We start from the raw sequence: 19,518 nt of genomic DNA on the forward strand, positions 1-19,518 counted from the left end.
CTCCCCATGGTTGAACTGCCTGAGGGAAGAGTACACGAATTAGTCGCTGGACAGCGTGCGCACAATACGACGCTGCCCGGCAGCGGAATCAGCGCACGCGGCGCAGCGAGGAAATGCGGCGGTCCAGACCACCGTGCAGGCGGCCGTAGCTGCCCGGCCCCATCACCACGCAGCGGCCGCGGAAATTGGCGTCGACGCAGAATTCCCAGCGGCCGTAGTTGACGACGACCGATTCGGCGCGGTCGTTGAAGCCATAGCGGCTCAAGTCATGCACTTCGCGGTCCAGGCGCACGGGCCGGCCGCGCATGCCCGCATCGGGGAACAGCAGCACGGCGCCATTCATGTCCGGACGGTGGCCGCCGCCGTGGCCGGGATAACCGGGATGAGGACGCTCGGGGCGCGGCGGGTAGGGACGGTGGTCGCCGCCGCCGTGGCCCGGGCGGCCCACTTCGCGCACCGAGGAAACGGCGTCGTTCATGCCCGGCATGCTGTCGTAGCGGCCCGGTCCGAAGGTACGGCAGTTGCCCCGGTAATTGGCATCCTTGCACACTTCCCAGGTGCCCGAGCGCACGATGATGCTGGAGGTCTTGTCGTTAAAGCCCATGCGCGACAGGTCGCCCGTGTCGGAACGCAGGGTCACGGGACGGCCGCGGAAACCGGCATCCTGGAACAGGGTGATTTCGCCCGCGAAGGCGGCCAGCGGGGCGAGGAAGGTGGCGGCGCACAACAGCGCAGGGCGGAAAGATCGAACCATGACAACTCCAATACTGAGACATTTTCGCCAGTGTAGTCCAGGCGGCAGGCGGCGAGTGTAACAAAGGGCAAGCAAATGTCAGCACACGGCTGGGAATGTAAAAGCCGCCTGGCGGGGCATTCCCGGCAGGCGGCCTGTCCGCATGGCGTCAAGGCGCGGTCAGCGCACGCGGCGCAGCGAGGAAATCTGGTTTTCCATGCTGTTCAGGCGCCCGTATTCGCCCGGCCCGATCACTTCGCAGCGGCCACGGAAGTTCGAATCGCTGCACACTTCCCACTGGCCCTCGTTGACGACGATGGACGAGGCGCGGTCGTTGAAGTTGTAGCGCACCAGGTCTTCCGCATTGCGGTCCAGCGCCAGCGGTTCGCCACGCATGCCCGCTTCGGGGAACAGCAGGACGGCGCCGCGCTGCTGGTATTGCGGCTGCTGGTATTGCGGATACTGCGGCTGGTCGTACTGCGGCCGCTGGTACTGATTATCGTATTGCTGCTGGCGGCGCGCCTCGCGCTCGTCGACCATGCGCGCCGACGAAACGCGCCCGTCGAGGCCGCGCCCCAGGTCGTCGTGGCGGCCAGGGCCGAAGATGCGGCACACGCCGTTGTAGTTCGAATCGCTGCACAGCTGCCAGTAGCCGTTATGGATGACGATGCTGGTGGTGCGGTCGTTGAAGCCGATACTGACGAAATCGTCCGTATCGCGGTTCAGCCGTGCCGAGCCGCCATTCTGGCCCGCGCCCGAATACACTTCCAGCGAGCCGCCACGGCCATAGCCGCCGTTGCCGCGGTCAGGGTCGCGTCCCGGGCGTCCCGGATTGTTGCCATCGCCGCGGCCCGACTCGCGCACCGAACTGATGGCGTCGTTCATGCCGGGCATCGAGCTGTACTCGCCAGGCCCCAGGGTCTTGCACCTGCCGCGGAAGCCGGCATCGGTGCACACGTCCCAGGTGCCTGAACGCACGAGGATGCTCGACACCTTGTCGTTGAAGCCAAAGCGCGACAGATCGTCCGTCGTCTCGCGCAGGTTCACCGCGCGGCCACGGAAATCAACGTCTTCGAACAAGGTGATATCGCCCGCATGGGCGGTCGCATGCGCCCCCAGCGAGAGCAGCAAGGTCGCCGCGCATGCCAGCGCGTGTTTGAGAGGGCCCGTCATGATTAACTCCATTCTTCATTCTTTGGTGATGATTTGCCTGGCGATTGCGCCAGGGTGTTAGTGTAACAAATACAAGGCCTCGGCGAAGGCCCGGTCGCGCGCTCAGTACAGGCGACGCAGCGAGGAAATGCGCTTTTCCAGCGTCGCGCCCAGGGTTTCATACTTGCCCGGCCCCATGCGCTCGCAGCTGCCGTTGAACTGCGAGTCCGAGCACACTTCCCAGGTGCCTTCGTGGATGGCGATGGAGGCGGCCTGGTCATTGAAGTTCAGGTGCACCAGGTCGCTGACGTCGCGGTTCACCTGCAGCCCGGGACCCTTCAGGAACGCGCGGCCGTACAACACCACCAGTCCCTCGTTATTTTGCGGACGGTTCTCTTCGCGCGGATCGACAAGGCGCGCAGACGACACGCGCCCGCTCAGGCTGCCCAGGTCATCGTGGCCGCCAGGCCCGAACACGCGGCAGCTGCCGCGGTAGTTGGAATCGCTGCACAGCTGCCAGTAGCCATATTCGATGCGCGCGCTGCTGGCGCGGTCGTTGAAGCGGATGTCGACCAGGTCGTCGCGGTCCGCGTTGATGCCGGCCGACGCGCCGCGCTGGCCGCCGTCCGCATACAATTCCAGTGCCGCGCGGCGGCCGCCGCCGCTGCTGCCGCTGCCGCCGACTTCGCGCACGGATGAAATTTTGTCGTTCATACCCGGCATCGAGCGGTAGTCGCCCCGTTCCAGCGTCTTGCAATCGCCCTTGAAATCGGAATTCGTGCACACTTCCCAGCTGCCCGACTCGACCTGGATGCTCGACACGGTGTCATTGAAATTGACGCGCGACAGGTCATCGGTCGTATCGCGCAAGACTACCACCCTGCCCTTGAAATTATCGTCGGTGTACAGGCGAATCTCGCCGGCCTGCGCCGCGAGGTGGACAAACAGCGAACTGGCGCACAGCAGGGCAAAAGCGAACGGGCGATTCATGGGGCGGTCTCCGGTGGCGGCAAAGGCAAGTGATCGACATGACAACTGATGCCAGTGTAGCCATCTGCAGAAAAAACGGTGTAACAAAGTATGCGAAAAGCACAATAAATTGTTACCAAAAGCAATGGCAGGCCCCCGCGGGAGCCTGCCATTGCCATTTGCCTTGCCGGGCGACCCGCGTCAGCGCACTTCGCGCACCGACGAGATGCGGTTGCTCATGCGCTCCAGGCTCGCATATTCGCCGGGTTCCAGGGTGCGGCAGCGGCCGCGGAAGCCCACGTCCTCGCACACTTCCCAGTAGCCCGAACGCACGCGCACGCTTTGCACCGTGTCGTTGAAGTCGCGTTCGCGCAAATCGGCCGAACTATTGCGCACGGTCAAGCTACGGCCGGCGAAATCGTCGCGCGTATAGAAGGTCAGCTCGCCGCCCAGCGAACGCCCCGGCAAATGGCCGCGCTCGCGGTCACGCTCGCGGCGGCCGTCCCAGTCGCGGTCCCGCTCGCGGTCGCGCTCCCAATCGCGGTCGCGGCCCGGATGACCGCCCCAGCCGCCGCGCACTTCGCGCAGCGACGTGATCTTGTTGGCGCGCCCGTCCAGCGACGGGTACTCGCCCGCCTCGAGCAGGAAGCAATCGCCGCGGAAATCGGCTTCCTCGCACGCTTCCCAGCGGCCCGAGCGCACGCGGATGCTTTGCGTCGTGTCGTTGAAGCGCAGGGTTTCCAGGTCGGCGACGGCGTCGCGCACGGTCTGCGAGCGGCCGTGATAATCGTCGCGCGAATACAGGGTCAGTTCGCCGGCGCCGGCCAGTTCGGCCGTCATGGCGGCGCCCAGCAACAGGGCGCACCTCAGGGTGTGTTTCAGCATGGTCTTGCTCCATAGTCAGGGTATTGCGGTTGACTATTTGGTCATTTTGCCAAATAGAGCGCGCAGTCTATCCGCGACTGGCATTCTTAGCTGTAACAAATGATTACCGTGGCGGGCGCCGGGGGCGCCGCGTCGGACAAGCACGGCGAATGCCGGTAGAATCTTGTGTTTAGTCAAGCTTGCCGCACATGCCACACACGACCTCGTTCACCCTGCCCGCCGTCCGCAATGAAGTTTCCTCGCTGTGGAAACTGGCCTGGCCCATCCTGATCGGCCAGCTGGCCACCGTCGGCATGGGCGCGGCCGACGTGGCCATGACGGGCCATACCAATCCCGAAGAGCTGGCGGCCGTGTCGCTGGGCGCGGCCATCTGGTCCATCGTGCTCGTCACCGTGAGCGGCATCATGATGGCGATCAATACGCTGGTGGCGCATGAAATCGGCGCCGCGCGCCACGACCGGGTGCCGCACATCGTGCGCCAGTCGCTGTGGAAGGCGCTGCTGGTCGGCCTGGTGGCTTGCCTGCTGACGAACATGGCGGCGCTGGTATTCGACCACCTGATGCTCGAACCGGCGGTGGCCGCCAAGGCCAAGCTGTTCGTGCACATCATCAGCTGCGCGCTGCCGCCGTTCGCCGCCTACCGCGCGCTGTACGGCTACAGCACCAGCATCAACCAGACCAAGCCCGTGATGGTCATCGCGCTGGCCGCGCTGGCGCTGAATATTTTCGTCAACTACCTGCTGATCTACGGCCACTGGGGCATGCCGAAACTGGGCGGCGTGGGCTGCGCCGTGGCCACCACCTGCTGCGTGTGGATGATGCTGCTGGCCATGCTGGCGTGGATCCGGATCGCGCCCGCCTACCGCGCCACGTATCCGTTCACGCACTGGGAAGGGCCGCAGCTGTCGTCCATCGGCCCCATGCTGCGCCTGGGCCTGCCCATCGGCGTCACGTATTTTGCCGAAGTGAGCGCGTTCGGCGTCATCAGCCTGCTGGTGGCGCGCTTCGGCGTGATCCAGGTGTCGGCGCACCAGATTGCCCTCAATTTCTCGTCCGTCGTCTTCATGGTGCCGCTCACGTTCGGCATCGCGCTCGTCACGCGCGTGGGCCATGCCGTGGGCGAAGCCAATCTGCGCCGCGCGCGCTTCATCTCGTGGGTGGGCGTGGCCATGTCGCTGACGGCGGCCATCGTCTCGGCCACCCTGATCACCGTCTTCCGCCACCAGATCGCGCAAGCCTACACGTCAGACCCGCAAGTGCAGGCCCTGTGCGCGCAGCTGCTGCTGTTCGCCGCCCTGTTCCAGCTGTCCGACGCGACGCAGGTGGCCACTTCCTGCGCCATCCGCGGCTACAAGGTGACGCGCCAGCCGATGCTGATCCAGCTGCTGGCCTTCTGGGGCTTCTCGCTGCCGATCGGCTATGTGCTGGGCCTCGCGCCGCAAGGCTTCATCTGGTCGCCGGCCGAACCGATGGCCGCCGCCGGCTTCTGGATCGGCCTCGTCACGGGCCTGACGGTGGCGGCCGTGCTGCTGACCTGGTATCTGAACCGATTGTCGCTGCAGCGCCTGCGCGCAGCCTGAGACAAGGAGCACCCCATGCACAAGGAGCACACCATGCCGCAACCACGCCCCTTCAGGCAAGTCGACGTCTTCAGCACGGTTCCCTTCTCGGGCAATCCGCTGGCCGTCGTGCTGGACGCGAATGGCCTCGACGCCACGCAGATGCAGGCCATCGCGCGCTGGACGGGCCTGTCGGAAACCACCTTCGTGCTGGCGCCGCGCGACCCGGCCGCCGATTACCGCGTGCGGATCTTTTCGCCCGAGATGGAATTCCCGTTCGCCGGCCACCCGACCCTGGGCACGGCGCACGCCCTGCTCGATGCGGGCATGCAGCCCAAGGGGGCGCGCATCGTGCAGGAATGCGGCGTCGGCCTGGTGCAGATAGAACGCGGCGCCGGCGGCGTGCTGGCGTTCCAGGCGCCGCCCTGCGCCACGCGCGCGCTCGCCCCGGATCTGCTGCCGCTGCTGCAAACGGCGCTGGGCGGAGAACCGGCCGCTGGCGCCACCATCGCCGACATGGGCATCCGCTGGCTGTGCGTGCCGCTGGCCAGCGCCGCCGCCTGCCTGGCCGTGCGCGCCAACATCGCCGCGCTGACGCCATTGCTGGCCGCCGCCGGCGCCGACGGCCTGGCGCTGTACGGCCCGCACGGCGCAGGCGGGCCGGCCGACTACGAAGTGCGCGCGCTGCTCAGCGAGCATGGCGCGCTGGTGGAAGACCCCGTCACGGGCAGCGCCAACGCCTGCATCGCGCACCTGCTGGCGGGCGCCGACTACACGGTCCGCCAGGGCACGTGCCTGCAGCGCGACGGCCGCGTGTCCGTGACTTTCCGCGATGGCCACGCCTGGATAGGCGGCGCATGCCTGACGGTAATCGAAGGCACGATATTGGCCTGAACGGGGCAAAGCGCCATGGAATGGGCGGCTGCTGGACATTTTTGACGAAGGAAATATGGCCAGGAACGCCATATTCCGTGGCATGGGCTATCGCATAAACAGGCACGCTCTGGTATCGTCTTACGCTTAGGCAACGCTCAAGCTCGCCTTAACATGCAGTGCCCTTCCCTTCCAACTACCGAGACATCCATGCGTTTTATTCTTTGTTTCCTGGCCGCGATGGCCAGCGTTCCCGCATCGGCTGAAAAGCTGACCCTGGAACGCATCCACGCCGATCCGGCGCTGGCCGGCCCCGGCGTGCGCAACCTGAAGGTCTCGCCCGATGGCGAGCGCGTCACCTTCCTGCGCGGCCGCGCCGACAACCAGTTCCAGCTCGACCTGTGGGAATTCAAGCTGAAGGACAAGAGCACGCACCGCCTGATCGACTCGAAGGCGCTGGTGCCGAATGAAACGATTTCGCCCGAAGAGCAGGCGCGCCGCGAACGCGAGCGCACGGCCAGCCTGAACGGCATTCTCAGCTACAGCTGGTCGCCCGATGGCAAGCAGCTGCTGGTGCCGCTGGCCGGCAATCTGTACCTGGTCGACGCGGCCCACCCGGACAAGGCGCGCCTGGTCGCCAAGGGCAATGTGCTCGATCCGAAAATCTCGCCGAAAGGCCGCTACGTGTCGTTTGTGCGCGATCAAAACATCTATGTGATCGACCTCAAGACGGACAAGGAACGCCAGCTGACGACCGACGGCAAGGGCACGATCCGCAACGGCGAAGCCGAATTCGTGGCGCAGGAAGAAATGGGCCAGCGCACCGGCTACTACTGGGCGCCGGACGATTCCGCCATCGCCTATAAACGCTACGACGAAGCGCCCGTGCCCGTCGTGCGCCGCTTCGAAATCTTCGCCGACCGCACGGACGTCGTGGAACAGCGCTACCCTGCCGCCGGCGACCAGAACGTGCTGGTGCAACTGCTGATCGTCTCGCCGGAAACGGGCGCGCAGCGCCAGGTGGCCCTGGGCACGAACCCGGACATCTACCTGGTGCGCGCCGACTGGAGCGCGGACAGCAAGTCGCTCGTCTACCAGCGCCAGTCGCGCGACCAGAAGACCCTGGACCTGGTCGCCGTCGATGCGGCTTCCCTGGCGCAGCGCACCTTGCTGACGGAAACGTCGACAACCTGGGTCAGCATCCATGACGACCTGCGCTTCCTGTCGAACGGCACCTTCCTGTGGTCGTCCGAGCGCACGGGCCGCAACCATCTGTACCTGTACGACATGGGCGGCAAGCTGCTGCACCCTGTCACTTCCGGCGAGTGGGGCATCGACAGCGTGCTGGCCGTGAACCAGAAGACGGGTAAAGTGTTCGTGTCGTCGAACCGCGACGCCGTGATCGACAAGCAGACCTACGCCCTGGCCCTCGATGGCAGCACGGCCGACAAGCCGCAGCGCGTCACCAAGGCCGACGGCTGGCACGACACGACGTTCTCGCGCAACGGCGAAGTCTTCGTCGACACGTATTCCGACCCTGCCACGCCGCCGCAGGTGAGCATCCGCCGTCCGGACGGCGCCATGGTGGGCTGGCTGGAAGAAAACGCGCTGAACGCCGGCCATCCATACGCCAAGTACAAGGCCGACCACCTGCCGACCGAGTACGGCACCCTGAAGGCCAACGATGGCCAGACCTTGCACTATTCGATCGTCAAGCCGTCGAACTTCGACGCGGGCAAGCGCTACCCCGTCTACCTGTCGACGTATGGCGGCCCGCACTCGCAGCACGTGGCGCGCCGCTGGGGCAACAACTTCGACCAGTACATGGCGCAGCAGGGCTTCGTCGTCTTCCGCCTCGATAACCGGGGTTCGTCGCGCCGCGAGCGCGCGTTCACGGACGCCATCTATCACAACCTCGGTGCGGCCGAAGTGGCGGACCAGCTGGTCGGCATCGACTGGCTGGGCAAGCAAAGCTTCGTCGATCCTAAACGCATCGGCGTCTTCGGCTGGAGCTACGGCGGCTTCATGACCCTGCGCCTGCTGTCGGCAGCATCGGACAAGATCGCCATGGGCGTGTCGGTTGCGCCCGTGACCGACTGGTCGCTGTACGACACCCACTACACGGAGCAATTCCTCGGCATGCCGAAGGAAAACGTGGACGGCTACAAGGCCAGCACCGTGTTCGCCCACCTCGACGGTCTGAAGTCGCCGCTGCTGCTGGTGCACGGCATGGCCGACGACAACGTCTTGTTCAGCAACAGCACGCGACTGATCGACGCGCTGGTGAACCGCGGTGTGCAATTCGACCTGATGACGTATCCGGGCGCCAAGCACGGCATCTCGTCGCGCGCCGGCCAGCGCCACGTGTACAAGAAAATCGAGCTGTTCTTCAAGCAAAACCTGATGAAGCCAGCGCAGTAAGCTTGCGCTGTATCAAATAAAAAACCGCCGCCTGTCTTGCGACAGGCGGCGGTTTTTTTATACTGGAGCAGAAATTATGGCTTGCGCGTGACAGTTTCCACCGCCTCTTTCACATCGCCAACTTTCTTCTGCACTTTGCCTTCGACCTGGTTTGCCAGGCCCTTGGCTTGCTGTTCTTCGCTACCGACGACTTTGCCAGCGGCTTCCTGGATTTTACCGCCGACTTCCTTCAGTTTACCTTCGACTTGATCTTTGTTCATGATGGATCCTCACTGTAGTTGGTACATCTGTTGTCCAGCCCATCAGGGCCGGTACTGCGGCTCACACGCTGCTTGTTGCGTGTCGATGTGTCCATAGTACGCAGTGGGGATCAAAGGCTCTGTACGGTTCCTAACACAGTGCCAACATCGTCGATCAGGCCGTCAAATCCTTGCGCCAGACGGTGGCCAGCCACGGCTGCTGCTCGCGCGGCAAGCCCGGCGGACGGTAGTACTGCTCGACCAGGGTAAAGCCGGCCGCCTGCACGTAGGCGGCCCACGTCGCTTCGTCGTGGTAGCTGCCGTAGCGCGCGCCATTCCAGCCTTCCTGGTTCTGCCCGCGCGGGTTCGAGCTGAACAGCACGCCGCCCGGTTTCAGGCACGCGTACAAAGCGCGCAGCACGCCGGGCAAGGCGGCGCTGGGCACGTGGAACAGCACGGCATTCGCGAACACGCCGTCGAAGTGCGCGGCCGGCAAATCGAGGTCGACGAAATCCTGCTGCCACACGGTGCAGCCGCTGTAGGCGCGCGCCATCCCGACGAAACGGGGGCAGCCATCGACGCCCGTCGCATGGTGGCCCAGGCCCGTAAACGCCTTCAGATCGCGGCCGGGGCCGCAACCGAGGTCGAGAATCGCCAGCGGTGCGGGCTTGCCGATGGCGTTCAGCAGCGCGCTAATGTTCTGGCTGACGTCATGGTCGCGCGTGCCTTCGAAAAACTGCTCGGCGCTGGCGTCGTAATGGGCCAGGGTGCGGCCCGTGATGGCGTGGATGGGATCTTGCTGGTCTTGCGAGGTCGGCTTCATGGCGCTCCAATCAGTAATCACGCCATTTTACGGCGCCGGCGCATTGCGCGTCCGGCACCGTCCACATTGTCTACCAGACGCGCACGCGCTGTTCCGGCGCCAGGTACAGCTGCTGCCCCGGCTGGACGTCGAAGGCCGGATACCAGGCGTCGAGGTTGCGCACGGTGGCGGCGCGGTATTGCGCCGGCGCATGGCCATCCGTGAGGATTTGCTGGCGCGCCGCCGCTTCGCGCGCCTTGCTGCGCCAGCTGACGCCGTAGCCGATGAAGAAATCGCGGTCGGCGTCCGCCTGCGCCGGCTTGCCCTGTTGCGATAGCGCAAACGCATCATGCGCGGCCGCCACGCCGGCCAGGTCGGCCAGGTTTTCGCTCAGGGTCAGCTGGCCATTCACGGCCAGGTCGGGGAACGGTTTGTAGGCGGCGAACTGCGCCACCAACTGCTTGGATGCCGTCTGGAAATGCGCCAGGTCGGCCGGCGTCCACCAGTCGCGCAACTTGCCCTGGGCGTCGAACTGCGCGCCCTGGTCGTCGAAGCTGTGGCTGATCTCGTGGCCGATGGTGGCGCCGATGCCGCCATAGTTGGCCGCGTCGGACGCTTGCGGGTCAAAGAATGGCGGCTGCAGGATGGCGGCGGGGAAATTGAGCGCATTTTGCAGCGGCAAGTTGACGGCGTTGACCAGCTGCGCCGGCATGGCCCAGGCCTTGCGGTCGGGCGCCTGGCCCAGCCTGGCCAGTTCCTGCCGGTAATGAAACTGCTCGGCCCGCTGCACATTGCCCAGCGCATCGCCGCGCACCACGCGCAAGCCCGCGTAGTTTTCCCACCGTTCCGGGTAGCCCACGCCCACGTACAGGGTTTGCAGTTTTTCCTGCGCCTGCGCCTTGGTGGCCGGCGCCATCCAGTCCAGCTTGTCGATGCGGCGCGAGAAGGCGGCGACGATATTCGTCACCATGTCTTGCACGCGGGCTTTCGATTCCGGTGGGAAATAGCGCTCGACGTACAGCTTGCCGACGGCGTCGCTCAGGGCCGCATTCGTCGCGGCCAGCGCGCGCTTGCTGCGCAGCGACTGCTGCGGCGTGCCGCTCAGGGTGCTGCCATAGAAGGCGAAGCGCTGGTCGGCGGCCGCCTTCGGCAAGGTGGTGCTGAAATGGTTGATCGCGTGGAAGGCCAGGAAATCTTTCCACGTGGCCAGCGGCACGCTCGCCACCAGCGCGGCGCTGCCCGTCATGGCCGACGGGTGCCAGACGATGAAATCCGTCTGCTGGCCCAGCCCTGCCGCCTGGAAGAAGGCTTTCCAGTCCAGGCCCGGTGCCTTGCTGGCGAAGTCGGCGGCGTGCCACGCGTTGTTGCCCTTGACGACATCGGCCGAATCCTCGCGGCTGGCGTGACTCGCGGCAATTTGTTGTTCCAGCGCAAACACGCGCGCGGCGCGGGCCGGTGCATCGCGGTAGCCGGCCTGCTTGAGCATGGCGGCGATATGCGCCTGATAGCCCGCGCGCAAGCCCTGCATGCGGGCGCTGTCGCCCTGGTAGAAGGCGCGGTCGGGCAAACCCAGGCCGCCTTGCAGCAAGTAGGCAACGTTGCGCGTGGTGTCGTTCAAGTCTTGCGCCACCCACAGGCCGAACAGGTTTTCCGTATAAAAATTGGTGGCGTTGAGCGGATCGACATCGGCGCGCAAGCTTTCACCCAGCGCGCGGGCCAGCCCCGTCCGGTCGCGTATGCCATTGATCTTGGTCAACAAGGGCTTGATCGGCGCCCAGCCTTTCGCTTCGATAGCCGCTTCATCCATCCAGGAACGGTAAAAATCGCTGACCTGGCGCGCGGACGCGTCCGCCTGCGGCGTAGCGGCCAGGCCCTCGACGAGGCCGATGATGCGTTCGTTGGTGGCGTTGGACAGGATGGCAAACGAGCCCCAGCTGCTGCGGTCGGCGGGAATTTCCGTGCTGCGCAGCCAGTCGCCATTCACGTAATCGTAGAAATCGTCGCCGGGCAAGGTCTTCGCGGCAGCGGGCACGGCCGCCTGCTGGCCATGCGCCTGGGCGGGAAAACCGGTCAGCGAGGCGCCGGCCAGGGCGAGGACGATGGCGGCCTGGACTGGCGTCCGGGACCAGGAAAAACGCAAACCGTGCATGGCGATCCTTTCGATGAAATAGCTGAAAATGAGCTGAAACCAGGGCTGAAATCATAGCCTGTTTCCCGCCCAAAATCCGCTCCTGAACTTTTTTGCATGCGGACAAAAAATCAGCATATAGTTGCACGACCCCGTACCGCGCGAACGCCAAGGAGATTGCCATGCAACTGGAAGCGCTGTTCCAGCATCCCCACGCCCTGCCCGCCGCCCCGAAGATCGTCGATGAACTGGTGCGCAGTTTCGACAACCCCGCCTGTGCCACCGAAGACATCGCGCGCCAGCTGAGCGCGGATCCTGTGCTGAGCGCCAAGCTGCTGCGGCTGGCCAATTCGGCCTATTACCACGTCTCGCGCAGCATCGGCACGGTGGAAGACGCCGTGCTGATGCTCGGTTTTGTGACCGTGCGCACCCTCGTCATCAGCTCGGGCCTCGTCAGCGGATTCAAGACCGTGCCCGGACTGAATCTGCAACAGTTCTGGCGCTACAGCCTGCACAGCGCCGTGTCGGCCCGCTGGATCGCCAGGCAGACGGGTGACAACCAGGACCTGGCGTTCACCATCGGCATGATGCATGCGATCGGACAACTGGTTATCCATGCCGTCATGCCCGAGCAAGCCATGCAGCTCGACAAGATCGCACCGCCGCTCGATGCGCGCCGGCTCGATGCGGAACGGGTATCGCTGGGCTATGACTACGCGCAAGTGGGCGCCGAACTGGCGCGCCGCTGGAAGTTTCCGCCCGCCTTTGCCGAGGCCATCGCCGCCTTTCCCGATCCGCTGGCCAAGGCGCCGTTGAACCGCCTGGCCGCCATCATCCACCTGGCCGCCTGGCGCGCGCGCATCGAGGAAAATGCGTTGAGCAATGAAGAAATCATCGCCTGCTACCCGAATGAAGTGGCTGAAGCGCTGGGTTTGCCGCCCTCCGTGCTGGTCGACAAGATGCCGCCACCTGCCGAACTGAGCGCAGGGCTGGAAGAACTCGTCAAATAAATCCACCGCTGCCGGTATCGCCACCCCCAGCATCCATGCGGGTTTGCGGGCGATTCCGGCGGCACGCCAAAATCAGGCAAATTATTTTCACTTTTTTTTCAAAAACACCCTCAAGTTCCCGTTGGACCCGCCGTTAATCTAGACAAGCGGTAATCCATTCACTAGTTACGGGTGTGCTCATGACCTCCAACGACGTTCTCTCGATGTATGAAAATATTGCAGGAATGACCAACAAAATGGTCGTGGCCGCACGTTCGAGCGACTGGGATGGCCTGGATACCCTGGAAAACCAGTGCGCCAGCGCCGCCAGCGCGACCATGGCGGGCAGCATGCCTGCCCAGGCCGGCGCCTCGCGCCAGCGCAAGATCGATTTGCTCAAGCAAATCCTGGCAAACGACCGCGAAATCCGCGCCATCACGGAACCGTGGATGACGCAGCTGTCGAACGTCATGCCGGGATCGCGCGCCCGCATGTAAGAAGCAGCCGCATCAGAAACGATAAAAGCACCCGAGGGTGCTTTTTTTACGTCTGCCGCCGTGCCAGGGAGCGCGCCATCTGCGGCGCCCAAAAAGCAAGGAGGGGAATTTGGAAGGCGAGCCCCAGGTATCTCCTGGCGTCGCCTCGCTGCCGGTTGCATCCGGCGTTCGCGAGCACATCGTCGGCATCGCGAACCGCTTCCAGACCCAGGCGTTTATGCAACGCTACACCTGTTTGCCGCGCCACACTATCGTTGGTGACTGCGCCAGGCTGGGGCTGTTTTGTCGTAGAGCAAGTCCACTGAATTAATCATAGCACCATCTTTAAGAAACAGGCAACGTGATTGGCAAGCGTTCCCATGTATTTTTTCAATATCTTTTTTTATATCAAATTGGAGTGCGCCCTTGCAGCGGCATTAACGCGAGAACGGCTCCGCTTCCGGCGCGGCCGCTTCCTCCTCCACCGCTTCCGTCAGCACGGGCACCTCCTTCTTCCTGCGGCTGAACGGCTTGCGCAGCAAAACCCAGTATTTCGACGGCGTGCCCGGCCCCGCCCCTTGCCTGCGCTTGCGCACGGCATACGCGATGAGCGCCGTCACCAGCAGGAAGAGCAAGGTGCCGACACCGAGCCACAGCAAGCCGTTGCCACCCGGCTTCTTTTCCTTGTCGGCAGCCGGCGCCGCGTGCAGGGGCTTGGGCTTGGCATGGGGCGCTTCCGCCACGGCTGGGGCGGCAGCAGGCGGCACGGCCGCGGCGGCAGGCAGCGCCAGCGCCTTTTGCAAGGCGCCGATCTTGCCCTCCAATTCGCCGAGCTTGTCATTCAGGGCCGTATTTTTCTCGTCCAGCGCCACGCACGCTGCCGCCTGCCCGGCATCGGCCTGCGGCGCGCAGGCGGCCACGGGCGCCGTGGCGCGGCGCAACGGCGGCGGACGCAGCGCGGGAGCGGCTGGCGCAGGCGCGGCGGGCGGCGGCACGAACACGCGGGCCGGACGCACCAGTCCCTCGGCGCGCGCGCGGGCCGCCAGCGCGGCAGCATCGGGCGGCGGCGCTCCGGCCACGGCGCGCGGCGGCGCTACAGGCATGAGCGCGGGCACTGGCGCGGGCGCCGGAACAGCTTGCCTGGCTGGCGCACTGGCGGCAGCGGGCGGCGCCGGCGTCAGCCACAAGGTGCCCAGGCGCACGACGGCACCATTACCACTGCCCAGCAACAAATACAGATGCACGTGGCCAGCCTGGATCGCTTGCCGGGTGGTCACGCGCACATAGTGGCGTCCACCGCGTTCAAACGGACTGATCGCCAAGGTTTGCAGGGCGGCGTCCATGCCGATACCGCCACCCCGGTATACATCGGGCGAAGCCAGGCGCACGGCCACGCCGCCGGCTTCCTCGGGCGCCAGCGCCGTCAGTTCGATCTCGGCCAGCAAGGGCTGGCCCACGTGCGACAGCACGGCCATGTCGCCCAGTTCGGCCGCCATCACGGGCGGCAAGGCCAGGCTGGCGGCGGCGCACGCGATCAGGGACCAACGGGGAAAGATGCTGCTCTGCATGGACTGATCGCTTTGATAACAAGATAAATAATGGAGACTCGCCTGTCTTTAACGGCAGGAAATCGCAAAAATATAGATGAGCCAAGGCAAAAATGATGCAATACAGCATCATCCTGTGCCTTTTTGACGTCTGGAGTACACTCGATCCACCTCCATCGATGAAAGGGATGCCATGAGTAGCAGAATCGAACGCGACAGTTTCGGCCCGATCGACGTACCCGCCGACCGGCTTTGGGGAGCGCAAACGCAGCGCTCGCTTGAGCACTTCCATATCTCCACGGAAAAGATGCCGCCCGAACTGATCGCCGCCCTGGCCACCGTCAAGCGCGCGGCCGCCCACGTCAACCTGGACCTGGGATTACTGGATGGCAAAAAAGCCATCGCCATCACGCAGGCGGCCGACGAAGTACTGGCCGGCAAGCATGACGGGGAATTCCCGCTGGCCGTCTGGCAGACGGGTTCCGGCACGCAAAGCAATATGAACATGAACGAAGTGCTGGCCAACCGCGGCTCCGAGCTGATCGGCGGCTTGCGCGGCGCCGAGCGCCTGCTGCACCCGAACGACGACGTCAACCTGGGCCAGTCATCGAACGACATCTTTCCCACCGCCATACACGTGGCGGCCGCGCTGGCCGTCGCCCACACCGTCTTGCCGCCGCTGCGCCAGCTGCGCGCCACGCTCGACGCGAAAGCGACGGAATTTGCCGACATCGTCAAGATCGGCCGCACCCATTTGCAGGATGCCACGCCCTTGACCCTGGGCCAGGAATTTTCCGGCTACGTGGCGCAGCTGGACTTTGCCGAGCACATCATCACGGCAGCGTTGCCGCCGCTGCTGCAGCTGGCCGCCGGCGGCACGGCCGTCGGCACGGGATTGAATGCCCACGTGGAATTTGCCGGCCGCATCGCTGCCGAACTGGCGCGCCTGACGGGCCAGCCTTTCGAAACGGCCAGCAACAAGTTTGCCGCCCTGGCCGCCCACGATGCGCTGGTCGCCGCCCATGGCGCCTTGAAAACCCTGGCCACGGCCCTGATGAAAATCGCCAACGACGTGCGCTGGATGGCGTCCGGCCCCCGTTCCGGCCTCGGCGAAATCACGATCCCCGAAAACGAGCCGGGCAGCTCCATCATGCCGGGCAAGGTCAATCCCACCCAGTGCGAAGCGCTGACCATGCTGTGCTGCCAGGTATTCGGCAACGACGTGGCCATCACGGTGGGCGGCGCCTCGGGCAATTTCGAGCTGAACGTCTTCAAGCCCTTGATCGCGCACAACTTCCTGCAAAGTGCGCGCCTGCTCGGGGACGGCATGCGCAGCTTCGACGAGCATTGCGCGCACGGCATCGCACCGAACCGTGGTCGCATCGCCGAACTGATGGAACGCTCATTGATGCTGGTCACGGCGCTGGCACCGCACATCGGCTACGACAAGGCGGCGCAAATCGCCAAACAGGCCCAGCACGAAGGCACGACCCTGAAACAAGCGGCGCTGGCCCTGGGCTTTGTGACGGAAGAGCAATTCAGTGCATGGATCGTTCCCCTGGAGATGACGCAGCCCAACAAAAGTTAAGGCTCAGCCTGCATTCCCCCTCGCTTCATGTAAACTATGACCTTAGTTGACACTGTCATTCAGTGTTTAAAACACATCGTTGCAATAAGGGATACAATGCAAAAAGTAAGCTTTGATTTAACATCCGAGTTCGTCGAGCTGAACCAGCTGCTGAAGCTGGTCGGCCTGTGCGACAGCGGTGGCGCAGGCAAGGTCATGGTCGATAGCGGCGTGGTGAAGGTCGATGGCAAGAAGGAATTGCGCAAGACCGCCAAGATCCGCGCCGGCCAGGTGGTCAGCGTGGGCGATATCCGTATCACGGTCGTCGGCCCCGTTTGATACCGGCATGGGGTGCGAAAGCAGCCCCATGCGTCCAGCCAGCACCCCTGCCAGCCCGGCTGCCCAAGTCAAGCTGCGACACGTCGTTATTGTCAGATAAATATCGATTGCAGAAGGGAAGCGCCATGGACCATCCCGAACAAGGTACGCGCAGCCAGGAACGCCTGATCGGCGACTTGCGCCAGGTAATAGAAAACGCGGAAGAATTACTGCGCAACACAGACAAATATACCAGCAGCCTGTACCAGAGTGCGCGTGCCAGGCTGCAACTGGCCCTCGTTGCGGCCACTGCCGAGCTTGCCCGCTTTGAAGAGGAGCAAGTCACCCGCATGATGGACGCCACCCTGGCCGCGAATGCCCTGTACCGCGATCAGACGGGCGAAGCGCGTCTGCTGCGGGCCTTCGAGTCATAGTTACGCCACCAGCACCGCATGCGCCAGCCACTGGCGCAAGTGCGCGGCCAGGTCGAAGGCCGGATCCAGCTCGAACGCCGCATCAAGCGCGGCGCCGAACGTCTGCCCCTGCCGCAAGGCTTGCAAGGCGGCATGCGCGGCCACATCCAATACCAGCACCTGCGCCTTCCAGCGCGGCCGGCACACCAGCGCCTGGCTGGCCACCTGCAGATCTTGCGGAAAGATCCCCGAACCGTCCCCCTCCTGATGCGCCTGCCACATGGCCGCCACCTGCCAGCCGGACGCCAGCAAGGCGCAAGCGGGATGCAGGGTAAAACGGCGCGCTTCCAGCTGATCCGGGTGCAAGGCGGCCAGCGACTCGGGCGCCAGTGCCTGCGCATCGGCCGCGTAATGGGCCAGGTGCAAGGCCCATTCCAGGCGCGCCATGTCCGGCAGGTAAGGCAGCTCATCCACAGGCGGGAACGCAGCAAGAAAATCGGCGAAACGGGCGCCAAACTGGTTCAAATCGGCGCTATCGGATGGCATCTTCCGGCCGTATGCACGCGCCAGGCCGCCAAAGAAATCCTCGCCCACCAGCGCCAGCACGACGGGATAGGCGTGCGCCAGCGTGCGGCGCCAGGCGGCGCTCAAGTTGCCACGGTACAGTGAAAAACGCTGCGGCACCACGTCTCCCGCGAACGCTGGCAATGTTGCCTCAGTATCCAGCAAGGCGGTGGCGAACGCTTGCTGGCCAGCAGCCAGCGCGCCTGGCGGCGCGGCCGGCGGCGGTGACGGCAGCGGCGGCATCGCGTGCCACGGCGCATGTTGCGCGTGGCGCGCCAGCATGGCTTGCGCCTTGTCCGCCTCGCCCAGCAGGATATCGAGCGGCGGCAAATCCGTGTCCCATTCGACCAGGGTGGGCACGGCGCCAAAGCGCTGCAAGGCGGCCGCATATAACTCCCAGACGGGATCGGCCACGGCGGCGCCGTGATGGTCGATCACGGCGTGCGGTGTCAGCAGGTGTCCACCCAGGTGCAGCTCGCCCACGCTGCCCGGCGCGATGGCTTGCATGGCCGCCAAGGCATCTTCGCCGTGATTGCACTGGTTCACATACAGGTTATTGATATCGAGCAGCAGCCCGCAGCCGCTGCGGCGCGCCAGTTCCGTCAGGAATTGCGCTTCGCTCATGGCATCGTCGGCAAAACGCAGGTAAGTAGAGACATTCTCCAGCAAGATCGGCCTTTTCAGCACATCCTGCACCCGCCCTACTCTTGCGCACAGTAAATCGAGGGCGGCGCCATTCAAGGCCAGCGGCAACAGATCATTGAGTTGCTGCTGCGCCACGGCGCCCCAGCACAGGTGTTCCGACACGAGGGCCGGCGCGATGCCTTCCACCACCGCGCGCACGCGCTGCAGATGGGCTTCGGAAAAGCCCCGGACGGATCCCAGACCCAGGCCCACGCCATGCAGGCTGAGCGGGTAGTCCTGGCGCAGGGTTTGCAGCACATGCCAGTCCCAGCCCGAAGGCTGCAGATAATTTTCAGTGTGCACTTCCAGCCAGCCGACCTTGGGCCAGCGCGCCAGGAAGTCGCGGTAGTGGGCCGCGCGCAAGCCGACGCCGGCGCCGGCTAGCGCGAGGACGGGCGGCGGCATGGGCGGACGGCGGATGCTCAGGGCTGCGTGGCCGGCTTGGCAGCCTTGGCGGCCTTGACGGGTTTCACGGAGCCGCCCGCCTGTTCGCACGTGCCCTTGGCAACATATGCCCATTCCGTGGGCAAGTTGTCCGCCTCCGCCTGTCCCGCGCAGGAATGCGCGCCATCGGACGAAGCGCAATCGTTCTGCCCCGCCTTGGCCACGCCATAGCATTTTTCCTTGTCGCCGGGGGCGGGACCATCGTGGGCGGCCGCGTTGACGGTGGTGCCGGCGCACAGGCCCGCGAGGGCGGCGGCGATGAGAGCTTGACGTTTGTTCATGGGGAATCCTCTTGCATGGGTCAAAGTAAAGTGGGCACGCCCCGGGCTGCACGATGGACAACGCGAGGTGATGGACGTCATTCTACTGAATCGGCCGGGTCATGGCGAACGGAGACGGGAGGAAGGCGAAAAGACAAACAAAAACGCCCACGCGCCACCGTCGATGACGGTGGTGTGGGCATGGGTACGACCAGCGCCGGACGGGCGCTACCGACCTGCGCTCAGGCTGTCGTGTTGATGCGGTTACCGAGGTGAGCCGGCAGGCTCGGCGCCGACTGTATCGGTGGCAGCGCTTCCAGCAAGGCAGTGGCAGTCGAACTTTGAATATCCTGCGCTTTTTTCAGGACAGTCAAACCGACGGCTTGACGCGTGCCTGTCTCCGCCATCGTGGTTGACAGTTGAGCAATGCTTGCGACGTCCATACGTTTCTCCAATGAGGTTCTACCCTTGTTAACGGATGCTGCCGGCAAACCT

At 64.7% G+C, this 19,518-nt stretch carries 19 protein-coding genes; 8 read left to right on the forward strand and 11 right to left on the reverse strand.

The window, feature by feature from the left end:
• Positions 1 to 88: 88 nt before the first annotated feature.
• The 4 genes from IGS61_RS04820 to IGS61_RS04835 form a co-directional block, all read right to left on the reverse strand.
• The gene (locus IGS61_RS04820; protein ID WP_230538571.1) at positions 89 to 754 is read right to left on the reverse strand and encodes a beta/gamma crystallin-related protein; all 666 of its coding nucleotides are present in this window, start codon (positions 752 to 754) and stop codon (positions 89 to 91) included.
• 159 nt (positions 755 to 913) lie between these two features.
• Positions 914 to 1,906: a beta/gamma crystallin-related protein gene (locus IGS61_RS04825; RefSeq protein WP_230538572.1), complete on the reverse strand. Its 993-nt coding sequence runs from the start codon at positions 1,904 to 1,906 to the stop codon at positions 914 to 916.
• 102 nt (positions 1,907 to 2,008) lie between these two features.
• Positions 2,009 to 2,875 carry a beta/gamma crystallin-related protein gene (locus tag IGS61_RS04830; protein ID WP_230538573.1) on the reverse strand — a complete coding sequence of 289 codons (867 nt, stop codon included), beginning with the start codon at positions 2,873 to 2,875 and terminating at the stop codon, positions 2,009 to 2,011.
• Between the two features lie 180 nt (positions 2,876 to 3,055).
• A complete protein-coding gene (locus IGS61_RS04835; RefSeq protein WP_230538574.1) occupies positions 3,056 to 3,739 on the reverse strand; it encodes a beta/gamma crystallin family protein in 684 nt (227 codons plus the stop codon).
• A gap of 188 nt (positions 3,740 to 3,927) precedes the next feature.
• Between IGS61_RS04835 and IGS61_RS04840 the strand changes: the two genes are divergently transcribed.
• The 3 genes from IGS61_RS04840 (at position 3,928) to IGS61_RS04850 (ending at position 8,592) form a co-directional block, all read left to right on the forward strand.
• A complete protein-coding gene (locus tag IGS61_RS04840) occupies positions 3,928 to 5,319 on the forward strand; it encodes an MATE family efflux transporter (RefSeq protein ID WP_230538575.1) in 1,392 nt (463 codons plus the stop codon).
• A gap of 33 nt (positions 5,320 to 5,352) precedes the next feature.
• The gene (locus IGS61_RS04845) at positions 5,353 to 6,192 is read left to right on the forward strand and encodes a PhzF family phenazine biosynthesis protein (RefSeq protein WP_230538576.1); all 840 of its coding nucleotides are present in this window, start codon (positions 5,353 to 5,355) and stop codon (positions 6,190 to 6,192) included.
• Between the two features lie 189 nt (positions 6,193 to 6,381).
• Positions 6,382 to 8,592, forward strand: a complete 2,211-nt coding sequence (locus IGS61_RS04850; RefSeq protein WP_230538577.1) for a S9 family peptidase — start codon at positions 6,382 to 6,384, stop codon at positions 8,590 to 8,592.
• 74 nt (positions 8,593 to 8,666) lie between these two features.
• Here IGS61_RS04850 and IGS61_RS04855 read toward each other — a convergent pair whose 3' ends face one another.
• From IGS61_RS04855 to IGS61_RS04865, 3 genes are all read right to left on the reverse strand, one after another.
• Positions 8,667 to 8,852 (reverse strand): CsbD family protein, encoded by a 186-nt coding sequence (locus tag IGS61_RS04855; protein WP_071324957.1) that lies wholly within the window; start codon positions 8,850 to 8,852, stop codon positions 8,667 to 8,669.
• A gap of 154 nt (positions 8,853 to 9,006) precedes the next feature.
• Positions 9,007 to 9,654 (reverse strand): class I SAM-dependent methyltransferase, encoded by a 648-nt coding sequence (locus tag IGS61_RS04860; RefSeq protein ID WP_230538578.1) that lies wholly within the window; start codon positions 9,652 to 9,654, stop codon positions 9,007 to 9,009.
• Positions 9,655 to 9,724: 70 nt separating this feature from the next.
• Complete coding sequence (locus IGS61_RS04865) at positions 9,725 to 11,782, reverse strand: M13 family metallopeptidase (protein ID WP_230538579.1); 2,058 nt, start codon at positions 11,780 to 11,782, stop codon at positions 9,725 to 9,727.
• Positions 11,783 to 11,943: 161 nt separating this feature from the next.
• On the opposite strand from IGS61_RS04865, the gene IGS61_RS04870 reads away from it, so the two are divergent.
• Positions 11,944 to 12,771 (forward strand): HDOD domain-containing protein, encoded by an 828-nt coding sequence (locus IGS61_RS04870; protein ID WP_230538580.1) that lies wholly within the window; start codon positions 11,944 to 11,946, stop codon positions 12,769 to 12,771.
• A 224-nt stretch (positions 12,772 to 12,995) separates the two neighbouring features.
• Positions 12,996 to 13,247 carry a flagellar protein FliT gene (locus IGS61_RS04875; protein ID WP_230538581.1) on the forward strand — a complete coding sequence of 84 codons (252 nt, stop codon included), beginning with the start codon at positions 12,996 to 12,998 and terminating at the stop codon, positions 13,245 to 13,247.
• Positions 13,248 to 13,663: 416 nt separating this feature from the next.
• On the opposite strand, the gene IGS61_RS04880 is transcribed toward IGS61_RS04875, so the two are convergent.
• On the reverse strand, positions 13,664 to 14,794 hold the full coding sequence (locus tag IGS61_RS04880; protein WP_230538582.1) for a type IV pilus assembly protein FimV: 1,131 nt from the start codon (positions 14,792 to 14,794) through the stop codon (positions 13,664 to 13,666).
• A gap of 172 nt (positions 14,795 to 14,966) precedes the next feature.
• On the opposite strand from IGS61_RS04880, the gene fumC reads away from it, so the two are divergent.
• The 3 genes from fumC (at position 14,967) to IGS61_RS04895 (ending at position 17,092) form a co-directional block, all read left to right on the forward strand.
• Positions 14,967 to 16,361, forward strand: a complete 1,395-nt coding sequence (fumC, locus tag IGS61_RS04885; RefSeq protein WP_230538583.1) for a class II fumarate hydratase — start codon at positions 14,967 to 14,969, stop codon at positions 16,359 to 16,361.
• A 96-nt stretch (positions 16,362 to 16,457) separates the two neighbouring features.
• Positions 16,458 to 16,679, forward strand: coding sequence for an RNA-binding S4 domain-containing protein (locus tag IGS61_RS04890; protein WP_092798343.1), 222 nt, complete (start codon positions 16,458 to 16,460; stop codon positions 16,677 to 16,679).
• Between the two features lie 125 nt (positions 16,680 to 16,804).
• Positions 16,805 to 17,092 (forward strand): hypothetical protein, encoded by a 288-nt coding sequence (locus tag IGS61_RS04895; protein ID WP_230538584.1) that lies wholly within the window; start codon positions 16,805 to 16,807, stop codon positions 17,090 to 17,092.
• Here IGS61_RS04895 and bufB read toward each other — a convergent pair whose 3' ends face one another.
• The 3 genes from bufB to IGS61_RS04910 form a co-directional block, all read right to left on the reverse strand.
• Positions 17,093 to 18,724 carry an MNIO family bufferin maturase gene (bufB, locus tag IGS61_RS04900; protein ID WP_230538585.1) on the reverse strand — a complete coding sequence of 544 codons (1,632 nt, stop codon included), beginning with the start codon at positions 18,722 to 18,724 and terminating at the stop codon, positions 17,093 to 17,095.
• Between the two features lie 17 nt (positions 18,725 to 18,741).
• Positions 18,742 to 19,044, reverse strand: a complete 303-nt coding sequence (locus IGS61_RS04905; RefSeq protein ID WP_230538586.1) for a BufA1 family periplasmic bufferin-type metallophore — start codon at positions 19,042 to 19,044, stop codon at positions 18,742 to 18,744.
• A gap of 221 nt (positions 19,045 to 19,265) precedes the next feature.
• Positions 19,266 to 19,466 carry a YjfB family protein gene (locus tag IGS61_RS04910; protein ID WP_071079054.1) on the reverse strand — a complete coding sequence of 67 codons (201 nt, stop codon included), beginning with the start codon at positions 19,464 to 19,466 and terminating at the stop codon, positions 19,266 to 19,268.
• Positions 19,467 to 19,518: the final 52 nt, after the last annotated feature.

It is taken from the genome of Janthinobacterium sp. FW305-129 (assembly GCF_020858115.1).
In the GTDB taxonomy this organism is placed as follows: domain Bacteria; phylum Pseudomonadota; class Gammaproteobacteria; order Burkholderiales; family Burkholderiaceae_D; genus Janthinobacterium.